Annotated in this window: 15 protein-coding genes and 1 pseudogene; 8 read left to right on the top strand and 8 right to left on the bottom strand. The window is 68.1% G+C overall.

Annotated features, from left to right (window positions below):
• Positions 1 to 41: 41 nt before the first annotated feature.
• A complete protein-coding gene (locus GVY39_RS23730; protein WP_159928229.1) occupies positions 42 to 1244 on the top strand; it encodes an FAD-dependent monooxygenase in 1203 nt (400 codons plus the stop codon).
• Between the two features lie 3 nt (positions 1245 to 1247).
• Here the strand turns inward: GVY39_RS23730 and GVY39_RS23725 are convergent, their stop codons facing one another.
• The 3 genes from GVY39_RS23725 to GVY39_RS23715 all read right to left on the bottom strand — a co-directional run bounded on the left by GVY39_RS23725 (position 1248) and on the right by GVY39_RS23715 (position 2798).
• Entirely contained in the window at positions 1248 to 1868 is a 621-nt protein-coding gene (locus tag GVY39_RS23725; RefSeq protein WP_159928227.1) for a MerR family transcriptional regulator, read from the bottom strand.
• Between the two features lie 139 nt (positions 1869 to 2007).
• The gene (locus GVY39_RS23720) at positions 2008 to 2451 is read right to left on the bottom strand and encodes a MerR family transcriptional regulator (RefSeq protein ID WP_159928225.1); all 444 of its coding nucleotides are present in this window, start codon (positions 2449 to 2451) and stop codon (positions 2008 to 2010) included.
• Positions 2448 to 2798, bottom strand: coding sequence for a hypothetical protein (locus GVY39_RS23715; RefSeq protein WP_236565626.1), 351 nt, complete (start codon positions 2796 to 2798; stop codon positions 2448 to 2450). The genes GVY39_RS23720 and GVY39_RS23715 overlap by 4 nt, the downstream gene beginning before the upstream one ends.
• A 117-nt stretch (positions 2799 to 2915) precedes the next feature.
• Between GVY39_RS23715 and GVY39_RS23710 the strand changes: the two genes are divergently transcribed.
• The 7 genes from GVY39_RS23710 (at position 2916) to GVY39_RS23680 (ending at position 9857) form a co-directional block, all read left to right on the top strand.
• A complete protein-coding gene (locus GVY39_RS23710) occupies positions 2916 to 3293 on the top strand; it encodes a helix-turn-helix transcriptional regulator (RefSeq protein WP_159928223.1) in 378 nt (125 codons plus the stop codon).
• Positions 3290 to 4411 carry an ACR3 family arsenite efflux transporter gene (gene arsB / locus GVY39_RS23705; RefSeq protein WP_159928221.1) on the top strand — a complete coding sequence of 374 codons (1122 nt, stop codon included), beginning with the start codon at positions 3290 to 3292 and terminating at the stop codon, positions 4409 to 4411. The genes GVY39_RS23710 and arsB overlap by 4 nt, the downstream gene beginning before the upstream one ends.
• A 70-nt stretch (positions 4412 to 4481) precedes the next feature.
• Positions 4482 to 4892: an arsenate reductase ArsC gene (locus GVY39_RS23700; RefSeq protein ID WP_159928219.1), complete on the top strand. Its 411-nt coding sequence runs from the start codon at positions 4482 to 4484 to the stop codon at positions 4890 to 4892.
• 183 nt (positions 4893 to 5075) lie between these two features.
• Complete coding sequence (gene ctaD, locus GVY39_RS23695; protein ID WP_370523819.1) at positions 5076 to 6836, top strand: cytochrome c oxidase subunit I; 1761 nt, start codon at positions 5076 to 5078, stop codon at positions 6834 to 6836.
• A gap of 118 nt (positions 6837 to 6954) precedes the next feature.
• The gene (locus tag GVY39_RS23690) at positions 6955 to 8652 is read left to right on the top strand and encodes a GMC oxidoreductase (protein ID WP_159928215.1); all 1698 of its coding nucleotides are present in this window, start codon (positions 6955 to 6957) and stop codon (positions 8650 to 8652) included.
• Positions 8653 to 8703: 51 nt separating this feature from the next.
• Positions 8704 to 9192: a GNAT family N-acetyltransferase gene (locus tag GVY39_RS23685; protein ID WP_159928213.1), complete on the top strand. Its 489-nt coding sequence runs from the start codon at positions 8704 to 8706 to the stop codon at positions 9190 to 9192.
• Positions 9174 to 9857, top strand: a complete 684-nt coding sequence (locus GVY39_RS23680) for an NAD-dependent epimerase/dehydratase family protein (RefSeq protein ID WP_369412169.1) — start codon at positions 9174 to 9176, stop codon at positions 9855 to 9857. The genes GVY39_RS23685 and GVY39_RS23680 overlap by 19 nt, the downstream gene beginning before the upstream one ends.
• Before the next feature lie 6 nt (positions 9858 to 9863).
• On the opposite strand, the gene GVY39_RS23675 is transcribed toward GVY39_RS23680, so the two are convergent.
• The 5 genes and pseudogenes from GVY39_RS23675 to GVY39_RS23655 all read right to left on the bottom strand — a co-directional run.
• The gene (locus GVY39_RS23675) at positions 9864 to 10997 is read right to left on the bottom strand and encodes a MarP family serine protease (RefSeq protein ID WP_236565635.1); all 1134 of its coding nucleotides are present in this window, start codon (positions 10995 to 10997) and stop codon (positions 9864 to 9866) included.
• Between the two features lie 156 nt (positions 10998 to 11153).
• Positions 11154 to 13862, bottom strand: a complete 2709-nt coding sequence (locus GVY39_RS23670) for a fumarate reductase/succinate dehydrogenase flavoprotein subunit (RefSeq protein WP_159928209.1) — start codon at positions 13860 to 13862, stop codon at positions 11154 to 11156.
• Positions 13859 to 14599, bottom strand: coding sequence for an ABC transporter ATP-binding protein (locus GVY39_RS23665; protein ID WP_159928207.1), 741 nt, complete (start codon positions 14597 to 14599; stop codon positions 13859 to 13861). The genes GVY39_RS23670 and GVY39_RS23665 overlap by 4 nt, the downstream gene beginning before the upstream one ends.
• Positions 14596 to 15456, bottom strand: a complete 861-nt coding sequence (locus GVY39_RS23660; RefSeq protein WP_159928205.1) for an ABC transporter permease — start codon at positions 15454 to 15456, stop codon at positions 14596 to 14598. The genes GVY39_RS23665 and GVY39_RS23660 overlap by 4 nt, the downstream gene beginning before the upstream one ends.
• Positions 15453 to 16670: pseudogene (locus tag GVY39_RS23655) on the bottom strand (ABC transporter substrate-binding protein); the annotation flags it as partial. The pseudogene GVY39_RS23655 and the gene GVY39_RS23660, both read right to left, overlap by 4 nt.
• Between the last annotated feature and the right edge of the window lie 126 nt (positions 16671 to 16796).

The raw sequence follows: 16796 nt of genomic DNA, 5'->3' as shown, positions 1-16796 counted from the left end.
GCGGTACGGATCTCGACCGTGTCGAAAAGAGGTAGATCGTCGTGACTTCGCCATTGAAGGTGGCCATCGTCGGAGGGGGCATAGGTGGTGTCAGTGCAGCGCTCGCGGTGCGGCGTGCCGGGCATGAGGTGGTGTGTTTCGAACGGTCCAGCGAACTCGGCGAGGCGGGAGCTGGAATCCAGATCGGGCCGAACGCCTCACGGCTACTGCACCGCCTCGGGTTGTCCCACGCGCTCGCCGCCGTGGCCGTCGAGCCGGCCCGCGTGCAAATTCGCCGGTGGAATTCGGGAAAGATCATCAAGGAAATAGACGCCGGTGGTCATGTTGCCGCGATCTATGGTGCCCCGTACTACACAGTGCACCGCGCCGATCTGCACCGAGTGCTCGTCGATGCCCTACCTGGCGGAGTCATTCGTACCGGCCTTCGCTGTGTCGGCGTGGACCAGGACGACGACGGGGTGAGTCTCCGATTCGACGACGGCTCTGGTCATCGTGCGGACGTCGTTATCGGCGCCGACGGTCTCGGCTCCGAGCTTCGCCGGCTCCTCCATTCCGGCGCAGCGCGTTTCTCCGGGAAGGCCGCCTGGCGCGTCCTGGTCCCCGTCGATTCCGTCGCGCACCTGGCCGAGCCGCCCATGACGCGGATGTGGCTCGGGCCGGGCAAACATGTTGTCTGCTATCCGATCTCCGCGGGCAGTCTGCTCAACCTGGCCGCGGCGGTGCCCGCCCCGGACGCGGACATCGAATCCTGGACTCGCGAGGGCCCGGTCGATGAATTCGCCGCCGCGATGGCGGGCTGGGATCCCGATCTGCACACGATCCTCGCGGCCGCGACGACGACTCTTCGGCTGCCCCTTTTCGACCGGCCACCCCTCGAGAAGATCGGACTGGGACGGGTAACCCTGCTCGGCGACGCCGCGCACCCCATGCTGCCCTTCTTCGCCCAAGGTGCGGCCCAAGCGATCGAGGACGCCTGGGTGCTGGGCCGCAGCCTCGACGGGGTGAGCAGGGCCGGCGTGCCGGACGCGCTTCGTCGATATGAGCGAGCCCGGCACGCCCGCACCGCCACCGTCCAGCAACGATCCATCCGTAACGGTGATCTGTTCCAGTTGCCGGACGGCATCAGGCAGCGGGCTCGCGACGTGGTCATGCGCGGGTTCACCCTCAACCGGTTCGATTGGCTCTACGGCTACGACGCCGATCGTGCCGTGGCAGCAGGTGCTCGACTCCCCGGCCGGTCATGATGACTACGGGCGCCCCTTCCGCCCGTCGATGGATAGTTCGGTCAGTGCTTCGGAGCGTCGCTCAGGCTGCCGCGGCGTCCGCGGTGCGTGATCACAGGAACGGTCGCCGACAGACTTCAGGTACCTGTCGATCTCCTCGGCAAGGTATGGGCATCCGTCGATCGGGTCATCGCGCTGGCATGTCAACGTGTGGGACAGGTAGGCCTGGGCCGCCTGCAACCGAAGCTGCTGCTCCTCGCAGGCGGCCAGGCGCGCCCGGACAACCTGCCGCCACCCTCCCGAGTGGTGTTCGCCGCTCAGCACCGTGCGGATCTCATCAAGACTCATCAGCGCTGTCTGCTGCAACAGATGGATCAACGCGATCCGCCGTACGCCCGCCGCGTCGTACCGCCGCCGCACGGACTCATGAGCAATAGGCACCAGCAGGCCCTGCTTTTCCCACCACCGCAGCGCGGGCACCGCCACGCCGAACCGCCTGGCCACCTCGCCGATCGAGAACGTTACCGGCTCCTGAGCAGACCTTGGCATGAAGCCGACTTCAGCGATCCAGCGCCTCCAGTCGCGAGGCCTGGTCGAAGGTGTTCGACGCACGCACGATCGCCGCGCGGTCGAGTTGCGTTCCACGCTGGCGGGGATGCGCTGCTGCGGGAGGCCGAGGAGATGATCGCGTCCGTGCTCGGCGAGGTCGGTTATCCGATCGACGCGGTCGTCGAGTTGCGCGACCAGGTCAACGCTCGGTGAACGCTGGGACGCGGTGGCTCATTCAACAGTCACGGTGGCATCCGGTGACGTCGCTGTGATCGTCGGTGAAGGGCACTGGGCAGCGCGGGCTTTCACTGCACGCGATCAGGTCCTCGCATCCGGCCGCGATCGCGGCGCGCAGGGTGTCGCGCACCGCGGTCAGCTCGGCGAGCTTCGCGTCGATCTCCGCCAGTTTCGCCGTCGCGCGGGCTTGCAACCCGGCGTCGGCGCGTCGGCGCCCGATCCGGGTGAGGTCGAGCAGTTCGGCGATCTCTTCGAGGGTGAACCCGAGCCGCTGGGCGGCCTTGATCACCCGCAACACCGTCAGCGCTTCCTGCGGATACAGCCGGTGTCCGCCCAGTGACCGCTCCGGTTCGGCGAGCAGCCCACGGCGCTCGTAGTACCGCAGCGTTTGGGTATTCACCCCGGCGGCCGCGGCAAGCCGGCTGGTGCGCAACCCGGTCAACGCCGGTCCCCGCCGATCGCGGCATCGACCCGCACCGCGAGCGCGTCGAGGACCTCGACCTGGTTGCCGGGCACCTCGATGCGCATCACCAGCCCATCGATGGTGGAGTCGAAGGTGAAGGCGAAGAAAGAACAGCAGGCGGACTCGCGGGCGGCAAGATCGCGGGCGGTGGGTTCGGCGTCGGCGTCCAGCAGCAGATCCAGCCGTGTGCGGGTCGGCTGGCGCGCGCGCCGCGCGAACTCGGCGAAGAAGCGGTCGAACTCCGCGACCCGAACCGGTTGCTCGGCGGTGGGCAGGGTGCAGGAGTCCGGCACCCGATCGCAGGGAGAAGGCGTGATCATCGTCATGACCTCACGGTAAGCCTGTACCTGGGTACCGGATGCAACCCGAACAGAACAGTCCGTGCACTCTGTTCGCCCACTGTTCGCTTGCGATCCAGTATTGATATCGGTCAATATAGGTCCATGTCGAAGTCGCAGCTTCCGATCGTTCCCGTACAGGCGTGTACGGCCGCGCCGATCGTGCGCCAACCGTTGCCCGCGCAGACCGCCGCCGAGCTGGCGGGGGTGTTCAAGGCGCTGTCGGACCCGGTGCGGCTGCGGCTGCTGAGCGCGATCGCCTCGCGCGAAGGGCAGGAAGCGTGCGTGTGCGATCTGTCCGAGGGCATCGACCTGACGCAGCCGACGATCTCACATCATTTGAAGGTGCTGCGCGAGGCCGGGCTGCTGGCCAGCGAGCGCCGCGCCTCCTGGGTCTATTACCGGGTGATCCCCGAGGCGCTGCAACGGTTGTCGGATGTGCTGCTGGTCGAAAGCGGCGCCGCCGCGGGGGTGCACGCGTGAGCGCCGCCACCACAACACGCGACCATGCCGTGGTGGCGAAGCTGTCGACGCTGGATCGGTTCCTGCCGGTGTGGATCGGTGTCGCGATGGCCGCGGGCCTGCTGCTGGGACGGATGATCCCCGGCCTGGGGAATGGGTTGAGCGCGGTGGAGATCGATGGCATTTCGCTGCCGATCGCGATCGGGCTGCTGATCATGATGTACCCCGTTTTGGCGAAGGTGCGCTATGACCGGCTCGACACCGTCACCGGCGACCGCAAGTTGCTGATCGGGTCGCTGGTGTCGAATTGGGTGCTGGGTCCAGCGCTGATGTTCGCTCTGGCATGGCTGTTGCTGCCGGACCTGCCGGAGTACCGCACCGGGTTGATCATCGTCGGGTTGGCGCGCTGCATCGCGATGGTCGTCATCTGGAACGATCTGGCTTGTGGCGACCGCGAAGCCGCCGCCGTGCTGGTGGCGTTGAACTCGGTGTTCCAGGTGCTGATGTTCGCGGTGCTGGGCTGGTTCTACCTGTCGGTGCTGCCCGGCTGGCTCGGGTGGCAGCAGACCACGATCGACACCTCGCCGTGGCAGATCGCGAAATCGGTGCTGATCTTCCTTGGCATCCCCCTGCTGGCGGGTTACCTGACCCGCCGCTACGGCGAACGCGCCAAAGGCCGCGCTTGGTATGAATCCACACTGCTGCCCCGCATCGGGCCGTGGGCGCTGTACGGGCTGCTGTTCACGATCGTGATCCTGTTCGCCCTGCAAGGCGAACAAATCGCCTCCCAACCCCTCGACGTCGTGCGCATCGCGATCCCGCTGCTGGCCTACTTCGCCATCATGTGGGGCGGCGGCTACCTCTTCGGCGCTGTGATGGGCTTGGGCTACGAACGCACCACCACACTGGCGTTCACCGCGGCGGGCAACAACTTCGAACTCGCCATCGCCGTCGCCATCGCCACCTACGGCGCCACCTCCGGCCAAGCCCTCGCCGGAGTCGTCGGACCCCTGATCGAAGTCCCCGTCCTCGTCGGGCTGGTGTACGTCTCCCTGGCACTACGCACACGCTTTCGTCTCACCACACCCGCCGCACCCACACCTGCCGACTCGACGCAGGAAAAGGTGCTCGAGCGATGAGCGTGACCCGCGCACTGCTGTTGGTGCCGACCGTATCCGACATCTCCACCAGCTGAAAGGCCATTGATTCATGGCATCCAAGCCCACTGTTCTGTTCGTCTGCGTCCATAACGCCGGCCGCTCCCAGATGGCCGCAGGCTTCCTCGCCCACCTCGCCGGAGACGAGATCGAAGTTCGCTCAGCAGGTAGTGCACCCGCCGAATCCATTAATCCGGCCGCGGTCGAGGCCATGCGCGAGATCGGCATCGATATCTCCGACCGATCGCCCAAGATTCTCACTTTCGACGCCGTGGAAGCCTCCGATGTCGTCATCACGATGGGCTGCGGCGACACCTGCCCGGTATTTCCAGGGGTGAGCTACCGGGATTGGGTGCTCGAGGACCCCGCGGGCAAGGGTGTCGAGTCGGTGCGCCCGATTCGGGATGAGATCAAGACTCTCGTCGAGGAACTCGTCGCCGAACTTCTGCCCGCGCACACCTGACCACGAAACCGTTCGCCGGGCCGCAGCCTCGCCTGTGGGTCGGTACGCGCCATGGCCACCGATCGGGAACGGTCATCGAGAGAACACCGAGCGGGCGAGCCTCGCCTTTCACCCGGGTTTAGAGCCTCGATTCCCGGGTACGGCGAGCGCGTCCGACCAGGAAGAAGGTGCACGATGGCTGCGATGGCGCGTGAAATTCCACCTGTCGAGGCGACGCGGCCGTACCCCGCGCGAGTCGGGCCGAAAGGCTCGTTCCTGTGGAAAATGGTCACCACCACCGACCCCAAAGTGCTCGGAATCCTGTATCTCACCTCGGCGACCGGGTTCTTTCTGATCGGCGGCTTGATGGCGCTGCTGATGCGCGGAGAACTCGCCGCGCCCGGACTGCAATTCCTCTCGCCCGAACAATACAATCAGCTGTTCACCATGCACGGCACCATCATGCTGCTGTTCTACGCGACACCGGTCGTCTTCGGTTTCGCCAACGCCATTCTGCCGTTGCAGATCGGCGCTCCGGACGTGGCGTTCCCCCGGCTGAACGCGTTCAGCTACTGGCTGTATCTGTTCGGGGCTAGCATGGCCACCGCGGGTTTTATCACTCCGGGCGGCGCGGCTGATTTCGGGTGGACCGCTTATACCCCGCTCAGCTTGTCCGAGCACGCGCCGGGAGTGGGCGCGGATCTGTGGATCATGGGTCTCGCCGTCTCCGGTCTCGGCACCATCCTCGGCGCGGTCAACATGACGACCACGGTGATCTGCCTGCGTGCGCCGGGGATGACGATGTTCCGGATGCCCATTTTCACCTGGAACATCCTGGTTACGAGCATCCTGGTGCTCTTGGCCTTCCCGATCCTCACCGCGGCGCTGATGGCGCTGGCCTATGACCGGCATCTGGGTGGTCACATCTACGATCCGGGCACCGGGGGCACGATCCTGTGGCAGCACCTGTTCTGGTTCTTCGGGCATCCCGAGGTGTACATCATCGCGTTGCCGTTCTTCGGCATCGTCACCGAGGTGATTCCGGTGTTCAGCCGCAAACCCATCTTCGGCTACACCGCCCTGGTCTACGCCACCCTGGCCATCGGCGCTTTGTCGGTGGCGGTGTGGGCGCACCACATGTACGCCACCGGCGCGGTCCTGTTGCCGTACTTCTCGCTGATGACCTTCTTGATCGCCGTACCGACCGGGGTGAAATTCTTCAACTGGATCGGCACCATGTGGCGGGGCCAGTTGACCTTCGAGACACCGATGCTGTTCTCGGTCGGGTTCATCGTAACATTCCTGCTCGGCGGCCTGTCCGGCGTCATCCTGGCCAGCCCGCCGCTGGATTTCCACGTGCACGACACCTATTTCGTCGTCGCCCACTTCCACTACGTGTTGTTCGGCACCATCGTGTTCGCCACCTTCGCGGGCATCTACTTCTGGTTCCCCAAACTCACCGGCCGCTTCCTCGACGAGCGGCTCGGCAGAATCCATTTCTGGACCACCCTGATCGGATTCCACCTGACGTTCCTGATCCAGCACTGGCTCGGCAGCATGGGAATGCCTCGCCGCTACGCGGACTACCTACCCGACGACGGATTCACCGCGCTCAATGCCGTGTCCACGATCGGCTCTTTCCTGCTCGGCGTCTCCATGCTCACCTTCGTGTGGAACGTGTTCAAGAGCTGGCGATACGGCGAGGTCGTGACCGTCGATGATCCGTGGGGCCAAGGCAACTCCCTGGAATGGGCGACCACCTCACCACCACCGCGGCACAACTTCTACGAACTGCCGCGCATCCGCTCCGAACGCCCGGCCTTCGAACTGCACTATCCCCATATGTCCGAACGCATGCGCACCGAAGCCCACGCAGGCCGCACCACCCACGTCGCTCACGCTGTGGTCGCGGCAGCGGACCGGCAAGCCGACGTCGACGAGAGGCCGGCATCCGACCAACAATGAGCAGCCGATCCGCGCGGCTGGCTGCGGTGCAGACCGGTTGCGAGTATGGCCGGAAATCTCGATATCGCGTCCGTATCTCTCCTCCGGCCTGCGCGTTCGCCGCCATAGGCTCGAGCGCATGGACAGCCACTACGACGTGCTCGTCATCGGGTCCGGCTTCGGCGGCAGCGTTGCCGCCCTGCGGTTGACCGAGAAGGGATACCGGGTCGGCGTGCTGGAGGCCGGTCGCCGATTCGCCGACGACGAGTACGCGAAGAACTCCTGGCATCTGCGCGAGTACCTGTGGGCGCCGAAATTCGGCTGCTACGGCATCCAGCGGATGACGCTGCTCAACGACACTTTCGTCATGAGCGGGACAGGGGTCGGGGGCGGGTCGCTGGTGTACGCCAACACGCTGTACGAGCCGCCGGAGAAGTTCTACCGCGACAAGCAGTGGGCGCACATCACCGATTGGCGCTCCGAGCTGGCGCCGTGCTACGACCAGGCCAAACGAATGCTCGGCGTCACGCAGAATCCGGCGACCACTCCGACCGACCGGATTCTGCGTTCGGTGGCGCAGGACATGGGCATCGGCCATACCTACCGCCGCACGCCGGTGGGAGTGTTGTTCGCCGACAACGATTCCCGCCCCGGCCAGCAGATCGCAGACCCGTATTTCGGCGGAGCCGGACCGGCGCGCTCGACCTGCACGCACTGCGGCGAGTGCATGACCGGTTGCCGGCACGGCGCGAAGAACACGCTGGTGAAGAATTACCTCTATCTGGCCGAAAAGGCCGGGGCCACAGTGCACCCGTTGACGACGGCGACGGACGTGCGGCCGCGGCCTGCGGGCGGCTACGAAGTACGGACGGTGCGCACCGGGCGATGGGTCCGCAAGGCGAAGCAGACGTTCACCGCGGACCAGGTGATCTTCGCGGCGGCCGCGCTGGGCACCCAAAAACTGCTGCACCGGCTGCGTGACAGCGGCAGCCTGCCGCATGTCTCGCCGCGGCTGGGGCATCTTGCCCGCACCAACTCCGAAGCGGTGCTCGGCGCGCGCTCTCTGCGCAGGGACGCCGACTTCACCAAAGGTGTCGCGATCACCTCATCGATCCACCCCAATGATCACACCCACATCGAGCCGGTCCGCTACGGCAAGGACAGCAACGCGATGAGTTTGCTGACCACCGTGCTGGTGGACGCTCAGGAAGGCAGGGCGCGCTGGTTGCTGGGAGTGAAGGAACTGATCGCGCAACGCCGCCATCTTATTCGGCTGCATAGTCCGCGACGCTGGTCAGAACGCATGATCGGCGTGCTCGTCATGCAGAACGTCGACAACTCGATCGTGACCTACACCAAGCGCGGCTTGTTCGGCAGGCGAATGACGACCAAGCCGGGGGAGGGCGTCGCGCCGCCGACCTGGATTCCGGAAGGCCACGAGGTCACCAGGCGGATCGCCGAGAAGATCGGCGGCCTTCCGCAGGGGGCCTGGACGGAGCTGGTGAACATCCCGATCACGGGTCACTTCATCGGCGGCTGCGCCATCGGCGACTCGGCCGAGACCGGCGTCGTGGACCCGTATCACCGCGTCTACGGTCACCCCGGCCTGCACATCACCGACGGCTCGACCATTTCGGCGAACCTGGGCGTGAATCCCTCCCTGACCATCACCGCCCAAGCCGAACGCGCCATGTCGTTGTGGCCGAACAAGGGCGAGGACGACCCGCGCCCGCCCCTCGGGGACGCCTACCGCCGACTCGCGCCGATCGAACCGAAGAACCCCGTGGTGCCGGTCGCCGCGCCCGGCGCACTGCGACTGCCGATCACCCCGGTCTGAGCGGGCGGAAAACCGGTCGCGTGCGGGCGGGCCCGATGACAGGATCGGGTCGTGCCCGGTCATGTCACCCTCGAACCGCTCCATGAAGACCTGCTGACCGATCTGCTGCGCACCGCGGTGGCGGACGCGGAGCCAGGCGAAGTGATGCCGGTCGAAGGACCCGATACGAGCTGGAATGCCGACCGGGAGGCGAGCTTCCGGAAGTTCCATCGAAGCCGGGCGCTGGCGAGTCCGCCGGTCGAATCGACCTATTGCGTATGCGCGGACGGTGAGGTGGTCGGGGCTGCGCGCCTGTGTCCGCTCCCCACCGCGAAGGGTGCAGCGGAGGCGGGCGTATGGATCGGCCGCTCCCGCCGGGGATCGGGCGTCGGAACGGCGGTGCTCACCGCATTGATCCAGCGCGCGACCGTCGAGGGCTACTCGCGAATCTTCGTGAGCACCACAGCGGACAACACGGCGGTGCTGCGCATGCTCACCGCCCGCGGGATCGGATACACCGTGAACGACGATGCGGTCACCGCTTGGGTGAGCTGCCGTTGAGCTATCGCGCCGCGCTACTCGGCCTTGCCGGAGTCAGGGCCCGCGAACACGCCACGGCGCAGGCGCGGCAAAATGACACCGTGCGCATCTTCCTGGCCGGTGCGACCGGCGTGATCGGTGTCCGCTTGCTTCCGCTGCTGATCGAGGCGGGGCACGAGGTGGCGGGGATTACCCGGTCGGCGGCGAAGGCCGACCAGGTGCGGGCGGCGGGCGCCGAGCCGGTGGTGTGCGATGTCTACGACGTGGAAGCTGTGATCGCCGCGGTGGCCGGGTTCGGAGCCGACATGGTGATGCATCAGCTCACGGATCTGCCGGACGACGCGGCATTGCTGCCGGAGCGGGCCGAGGCGAACGCGCGCATCCGCACCGAGGGCACCCGGAACTTGATCGCCGCCGCGCGGGCAGCGGGGGCCAAACGCTTTCTCGCGCAGAGCATCGCGTGGGAGCCGCCCGCGGGCCGGGGTGCGGTGATCCAGGAGCACGAAGCGGCCGTGCTGGACTTCGACGGTGTGGTGGTGAAGTACGGCCAGTTCTACGGGCCGGGCACCTATTTCGAGACCGAACTGCCCCCGCACCCGCGCGTGCACGTCGACGACGCCGCGGAGCGGACGATTCCGCTGCTCGACGCGTCGAGCGGTGTGGTGATCGTCGCCGACGCTTCCTGACGCGGGTCAGGAGGCGCAGGGGCCGGTGTCGACGGGCCGGTCGGATCGCCATGCGTGGTCGAGTCGATCGAGGACCTCCGGCAGGCTCGTGGCGAACCCGACGTTGCTGTCGTTCTCGTCGACACCGAACACGATGCCCAGCACGCGCCCGTCGCGGTCGACCAGCGGCCCGCCCGAATTGCCGTGCTGGATCGAACCGTCCAGGGTGTAGATCTCGCGTTCTCCCAGACCGGTGCGGTAGATGTCGCGCACCTGGCGCGCGGCCCGGCTGCGCACCCGGGTGGCGGACGCGGTGTAGGACCCGCCCCTGGGATAGCCGAGCGCGATCGCGTCGGCCCCGGGCCCGGCGGGTTCGGGCGCGACGGTCAGGGCTGGTGCGCCGAGGCCGGGGACGGCGAGCACCGCGATGTCCATGATCGGATCGAACTGCACGACCGTCGCGGGGAGCGGTCCCGTCGCCGCGTCGACGGACACTTTGCCGGCTCCGGCGACGACGTGAGCGTTGGTCAGCACTCGTTCCGCGGCGATGACGAATCCGGAACCGGATTGGCGTATTCCGCAGGTCGGTGCCAGGTCTTGGATACGAAGGACACTGGGCCGCAGTTCGGCGGGCATCGGTCCCTCGACGATGCGGGGATCGACCGGCGCGAGCGGGCGGGCGAGCCCGGCGTCCCTGATCGGGCCGGTGAGCACCTCGGACAAGCCGGTCAGCCAGAACGGCGCCACGCTGTCGACGGTCCGCACCGTCGCCGAATGACGCACCAAGGCGGCGGATTCCATTGGCGCGGTGAACAACCACACCACCAGGGGGACCGCGAGCGCATGGGTGAGGCATCCGAAGAGAGCGTCCGCGCGTCGTGCGACGGGAGCGGAGACCCCCGCGCGCGCGGCGCATCCGGCCCGGTGCCCGGCGACCGCGCCGAAGGCGACCAATCCGACGATCACCGTCAGCACCAGCAATAGCCGCACGGCGCCCGGAGCCAGCTGGCCGAGGGCCGTCGCCGAGAGCGCCGCACCGAGGATGGCTCCGGCCAAGGCGCCGGCGAAACCGGGCAGCCCCACGATCGCGCCGCGGCGCCAGCCCAGCACCGCGGCGGCCACGAGGATGCCGAGCACGGCGAGATCCAGCCAGTTCGGCACGGTCAACGCCACACTCCCGTCGCTGATGAGGAAGACGGCGACGCACTCGTCGCCGGCCGTCCCGCCGCCGCCGCCCGGCTATAACCCGGCTAGCGAGTCGGCAACGGTCGAGCCGCTAATCTAATCAGCGATTCGAGCTGCGGCAACCACGTCGCGCTAGGCCGTGGGCTGGGTCGCCAGCGCCCGCCGGGCATACGCGCGCACATCGGCGTCGGTGTCATCGATCGCGGTGCGCAGCGCGTCGTGCGCTGCCGGTAGGTCCGGCCACGCCGACAGCGACAGCACCGCCGCCTTGCGGACGTCGAGATGCGGATCGTGCAGGGCCGCGGCCAGGACAGCCACCGCGAGATCCGGGTCGGCGCCGGCGAGCCCGCGCGCCGCGCCCACCCGGATCTGCCAGGCCGAGTGGCCAACCGCGGTCTCCAGCGCCGTGACGTCGGTTGGCTCGGCGCCCAGCTGTGCGAACGCGGTCAGAGCCGCGGCGCGCACCAGCGGATCCGGGTCGGCGGCGAGACGGCGGATCACCTCTGTTCCGCCGTCGCCGATGGCGGCAAGGCCGTGGGCGACCGCGATCCGCACTTCCCGGTTGTCGTCCGCGGCGAGCGTGGCCACTCCGGTGCGATCGTTCAGCGAGACCAGCGCGCGGACCGCCTCGATGCGGACGCGATGATCCACGTCGGCCAGGGCCGCGCGATACCGCGCGGCATCGCCCGCCCGCAGCGCGCGCAACAGGTCGATCACGGTGGCCCGCACGACGGGATCACTCGAATCGAGCCGGTCGGCGAGCCCGGCCGCCGAGGGCAGGACCTCCACGAGTTCACGCAGGCCTGCCGCGGCGACGCGCCGCACCGAGGCCGCCTCGTCATCCAGGGCGTCGGCCAAGGCGGTCGCGAAGCCCTCCGGTGTGTGCTCGGTCAGCACCGAGATCGCCGCGGCCCGAACGCCCGCGTCCGGATCCGTCAGATAGGACGACAGATGCGCCACGGTGGGTTCGTCGAGCGCGAGCAGCTCGACGATTCTCGGCGACGGGGGAGTGGCGGGCTGCGCCGAAGTGCCGGATCCGGCGCGATCCTGCTCAACGGCGGCGGTGTGCGGCGCACGGCCTGCGATCAGGTGCGGTTGGTGCACCGTGACGGCGTCGGCATCGGCCGAGGGCAGGTCGTCGAGCCCGGGAACCGGAACCAGATACGGCGCCACCGGCCGCTTCAGGAACGCCATGGTTCCGTCGGGGTTCTTGCGCAGGTTCAGGTGGTATCGCCATTCGACGTCATCGCGTTCGGGTAGGTCGGCGCGCTCGTGGTAGAGGCCCCAACGGGATTCGGTTCTGGTCAGTGAGCTGCGGGCGGCCATTTCGGCGCAGTCGCGGATGAACGACACCTCCACCGCGCGCATCAGCTCGTGCGGGGTGCGCGCGCCGATGCCCTCGACCTCTTCGCGCATCCGGTCGAAGGTCTCCACCGCGATGGCCAGCTTGGTGGCCGTCTTGGGCGGCGCCACATAGTCGTTCACGAATCGGCGCAGCTTGTATTCGACCTGCGGCTGCGGCGGCCCGTCCGGGTGGCGCAGCGGCCGGTAGATCAGCTCGTGCGCCGCGGCCAGCTGATCTTCGGGCAGCTCGGCGGGCGCGGCGAGGTCCTCCAGGGTGGACGCGGCATGCGCACCGGCGAGATCGCCGAAGACGAAGGCGCCGATCATATAGTTGTGCGGCACGCACGCCAGATCGCCCGCGGCGTACAAGCCGGGCACCGTGGTGCGGGCGTGCTCGTCGACCCACACGCCGGAGGCGGAGTGTCCACCGCACAGGCCGATCTCGGAGATGTGCATCTCGATGTCGTGGGTGCGGTAGTCGTGGCCGCGGTTGGCGTGGAAGGTGCCGCGGGTCGGCCGCTCGGTGGTGTGCAGGATGCCCTCGAGCGTGCTGAGCGTCTCGTCGGGTAGGTGCGACACCTTGAGATAGATGGGGCCGCGCGCGGACTCGATCTCGCGCTTGACCTCGGCCATCATCTGGCCGGACCAATAGTCGGAGTCGACGAAGCGCTCGCCGTCGGCGTTGACCTGGTAGCCGCCGAAGGGGTTGGCGACGTAGGCGCAGGCGGGGCCGTTGTAGTCCTTGATCAGCGGGTTGATCTGAAAGCATTCGATGCCGCTGAGTTCGGCGCCCGCGTGATAGGCCATCGCGTAGCCGTCCCCGGCGTTGGTCGGGTTCTCGTAGGTGCCGTACAGGTACCCGCTCGCGGGCAGTCCGAGCCTGCCGCACGGTCCGGTGGCCAGGATGACCGCCTTCGCGCCGACGGCGACGAATTCGCCGGTGCGGGTGTGCAGTGCGGCGGCGCCCACGGCGCGTCCGTTGTCGGTGAGAACGCGCACCGGCATGAGCCGGTTCTCGATGCGGATCCTCTCGCGCATCTTGCGCTGGCGCAGTACCCGATACAGCGCCTTCTTGACGTCCTTGCCCTCGGGCATCGGCAGCACGTAGGAGCCGGAGCGGTGGACGCGGCGCACCGCGTACTCGCCGTACTCGTCCTTCTCGAACTTCACGCCGTAGCGCTCGAGCCGCTGCACCATGGCGAAGCCGCGCGTCGCGGTCTGGTACACGGTGCGCTGGTTCACGATTCCGTCGTTGGCCCTGGTGATCTCGGCAACGTAGTCCTCCGGTTCGGCCTTGCCCGGGATCACGGCGTTGTTCACGCCGTCCATGCCCATGGCAAGCGCACCGGAGTGCCGCACGTGCGCCTTCTCCAGCAGCAGCACGTTCGCGCCCTGCTCGGCGGCGGTGAGCGCGGCCATGGTGCCCGCCGTGCCGCCGCCGATCACGAGCACGTCGCAGTCCATCCGGATGCGTTCGGACAGTTGCGGAATGTTCACAGCTTCTCCAGGATCTCGGCCTTCGTCGCGGCCCGGTCGATCGCTTCCCGCGGGCTGGGCACCGGTACCACCGCCCGCAGGGTGCCGCCGCCGAGCACGGCGATGCGGTCGCCGAGCAGCAGGGCCTCGTCGAGATCGTGGGTGACGAAGACGATGGTGGTGGGGTGGGCGCGCCAGGTCTGGATCAGCAGGCGCTGCATGGTTTCTCTGGTCTGAGTGTCCAGCGCGCCGAAGGGCTCGTCCATCAGCACGGCGCGCGGCGCGGCGGCCAGGCTGCGCGCCAGCTGAACGCGCTGGCGCATGCCGCCGGACAGGTCGCGGGGCAGATAGTCGGCGTATCCGGTGAGCCCGACCTCGTCCACCCAGTGCAGGGCGGCGGCTCGCCGCTGGGCGCGGGGCGTGCCGCGCAGGCGCAGCGCGAGTTCGATGTTCTGTCGCACGGTGCGCCACGGCAGCAACGCGTCGTCCTGGAACACCAAGGCGCGGTCGGCGGCGGGGCCGGTAACGGGGGCGCCGTCGGCGAGGATGGCACCGCCTTCCGGGGTGCGCAGCCCGGCGACCGCGCGTAGCAGGGTCGACTTGCCGCAGCCGGATTTGCCGACCACGACCAGAATTTCCCCCGGCGCGATCGACAAGTCGAGTCCGTGGAGCACCGGTTCGCCGCCGTAGGCGATCCGGACACCGGTGAGGGTCAGGCGCATTCCGGTCGAGGCCGGGGCGTCGATCACTGTGGTCATGCTTCGACCTCTCTGGGCAGCCAGCGGGTGATACGGCGGCCGGCCAGCTCGACCAGCCCCGATGTCGCGAAACCGAGGACGCCGATGGTGATCATGCCGACGAACACCGCCGGATAGTCCACGATGGTGTAGGCCTGCCAAGTGCGGTAGCCGACGCCGAGGCGTCCGGAGATCATCTCCGCGGAGATGAGGCAGATCCATGCCACGCCGACGCCGACCGACAGTCCACTGAAGACACCGGGCAGGATGCCGGGGGACACCACCCGCGCCAGCACGTCCAGCCGGGACGCGCCGAGCGTGCGGACCGCGTCCTCCCAGATCGTGGGCAGGGCGCGCACCGCGTGCCGGGTGCTGACCAGCACCGGGAACAGCGACGCGGTGAAGGTGATGAACACGATGCCCGACTCGTCGCTGGGGAACAGCAGGATCGCTACCGGGACAAGGGCGATGGCCGGGATCGGCCGGATCAGTTCGGCCAGCGGGCCGATGGTGTCGGCGAACAGCCGCGACCGGCCCAGGCCGATGCCCGCGATCACGCCGACCACCGCGGCCAGTCCGAATCCGGTGACGATCCGCAGCAGCGATTGGGCGATATCCAGGTAGTACTGTTCGGCGCGCAGTTGCGTGCCGAATTCGGCGACGATCTCGGTGACGGTGGGCAGGGTGTCGAAGCGCAGGCCCGCCCGCACGTTGGTGACCGTGAGCAGTTGCCACAGACCCACCGCGACGGCGACCGAGGCGACCCGCAGCAGCCGGGAGCGCCATGCCGAGCGCGGTGCGGGGGCGGTGTCCGGGCGGGTCGCGGCGGTCTCCGCCGCGCCCGCCCGCACCGCTGGGACGGCGAGTTCGCTGGTCATCCGCGTACTTCCGTGACGGCCTGGTCGTAGGTGACCGGTGCGGCGGACGGATGCGCCTGCCGGTAGCGCTGCGCGGCGGCGGCGGTGGTGAAGGGCAGGTAGCGGGCGCCGTCGCGCAACCAGATCGACTTGTCGGCGAACCAGCGCGTGCCGAGTTCGGTGTCCGGGATGTAGGCGGCGCGGATCGTTTTGCCCTGCGCCTTCGCGGCCTGGATCGCGCGCAGCAGGCAGGTCGGGTCGGCGGCCGGTTGGGGTTTCGGTTCCCCGTCCAGCCACAGTTCACCTGCCAGTGCGGGATTCTCGGCCGCGATGCCGCAGACGGGATCGCTGCCGGTGACCCGCGTCGGGTTGGCGGTGTCGGTCGATTCCCGGTCGTAGTCGCGTCCGGCGTCGGCGAACGCTTTGCGCAGCGGCGCGTCGTCGACGAACCGGTCGATGTCCAGGTCGGCGAAATCTCCGATCGACTTCAGGTAGGCCACATCGCCTTTGAGCGCCGCGATCAGGCTCGGCTCGAGCGTGGTGTCGAAACTCGTTCCGCCGGGACCGTTGTAGAGATACACCACCTCGTGAGGCAGACCGGAGCCGTCGGCGACGATCTTCGCGGCTTCGAACGGCTTCTCCCGCAGGAACTGGGTGGCGTCCAGTTGCGCGGCGAGGAACGCCTGGAGCACTTCCGGGTGATCGGCGGCGTAGGAGCGCCGGGCCACCACGCCGTGGAAGGTCGGCACGCCGAGTTCGGCGCCGTCGTAGAGCAGTTTGGCCTTGTTCTGGAAGACGACCAGGCCGGGCCATGCGACGAACTGCGACAGCGCGCCCACCTGGCGCGATTCCAGCGCGGTCGCGCCGACCTGCGGCTGCTGGTTGAGCACCTCCACGCCCTTGGCCGGATCGATTCCGGCCCGCGACAGCGCCTGCACCAGAGTGCCGTGTCCGGCCGAGCCGACGCTGGCCGAGATCTTCTGCCCGGCCAGGTCGGTGATGGTGGTGGCCGCCGAGTCGTTCGGCACCACGACCATGTTCAGCGCGCCTTTGGGGTTGTACCCGGTGACCGACACCAGTGCGGTGCGCGCCCGCTCGTTGGCCTGGGTGCGGGAGCCGTTGATCAGCAGGGGGTAATCGCCCATAGAACCGATGTCGATCTTCTCGGCCACCATTTGCGCGGTGATCGGCGCGCCGGTGTCGTAGTCCTGCCATTCGACCTGGTATTTCGCCCCGCCGTTGAGTTCCTAACGGATGTCAACTCAGTAGAGTCTTCTCGCTGCTGCGTTGTGTGGCTCGGTGCGTCGTGAGGTCGAAGCACCCGCTCGGCCGGTCGTGCGTCGCGTGACCCGGATTTCGGC

The sequence above is a fragment of the Nocardia sp. CY15 genome (assembly GCF_009829295.1).
GTDB lineage: Bacteria > Actinomycetota > Actinomycetes > Mycobacteriales > Mycobacteriaceae > Nocardia > Nocardia sputi.
This window is presented reverse-complemented; position numbering and strand designations above follow the sequence as displayed.

What these genes read in the sequence shown, in the direction of transcription:
- GVY39_RS23715 (WP_236565626.1), bottom strand. Translation starts at nt 2,798, where the DNA reads ATGACGATGATCACGCCTTCTCCCTGCGATCGGGTGCCGGACTCCTGC.
- GVY39_RS23710 (WP_159928223.1), top strand. Translation starts at nt 2,916, where the DNA reads ATGTCGAAGTCGCAGCTTCCGATCGTTCCCGTACAGGCGTGTACGGCC.
- GVY39_RS23700 (WP_159928219.1), top strand. Translation starts at nt 4,482, where the DNA reads ATGGCATCCAAGCCCACTGTTCTGTTCGTCTGCGTCCATAACGCCGGC.
- ctaD (WP_370523819.1), top strand. Translation starts at nt 5,076, where the DNA reads ATGGCGCGTGAAATTCCACCTGTCGAGGCGACGCGGCCGTACCCCGCG.
- GVY39_RS23690 (WP_159928215.1), top strand. Translation starts at nt 6,955, where the DNA reads ATGGACAGCCACTACGACGTGCTCGTCATCGGGTCCGGCTTCGGCGGC.
- GVY39_RS23665 (WP_159928207.1), bottom strand. Translation starts at nt 14,599, where the DNA reads ATGACCACAGTGATCGACGCCCCGGCCTCGACCGGAATGCGCCTGACC.
- GVY39_RS23660 (WP_159928205.1), bottom strand. Translation starts at nt 15,456, where the DNA reads ATGACCAGCGAACTCGCCGTCCCAGCGGTGCGGGCGGGCGCGGCGGAG.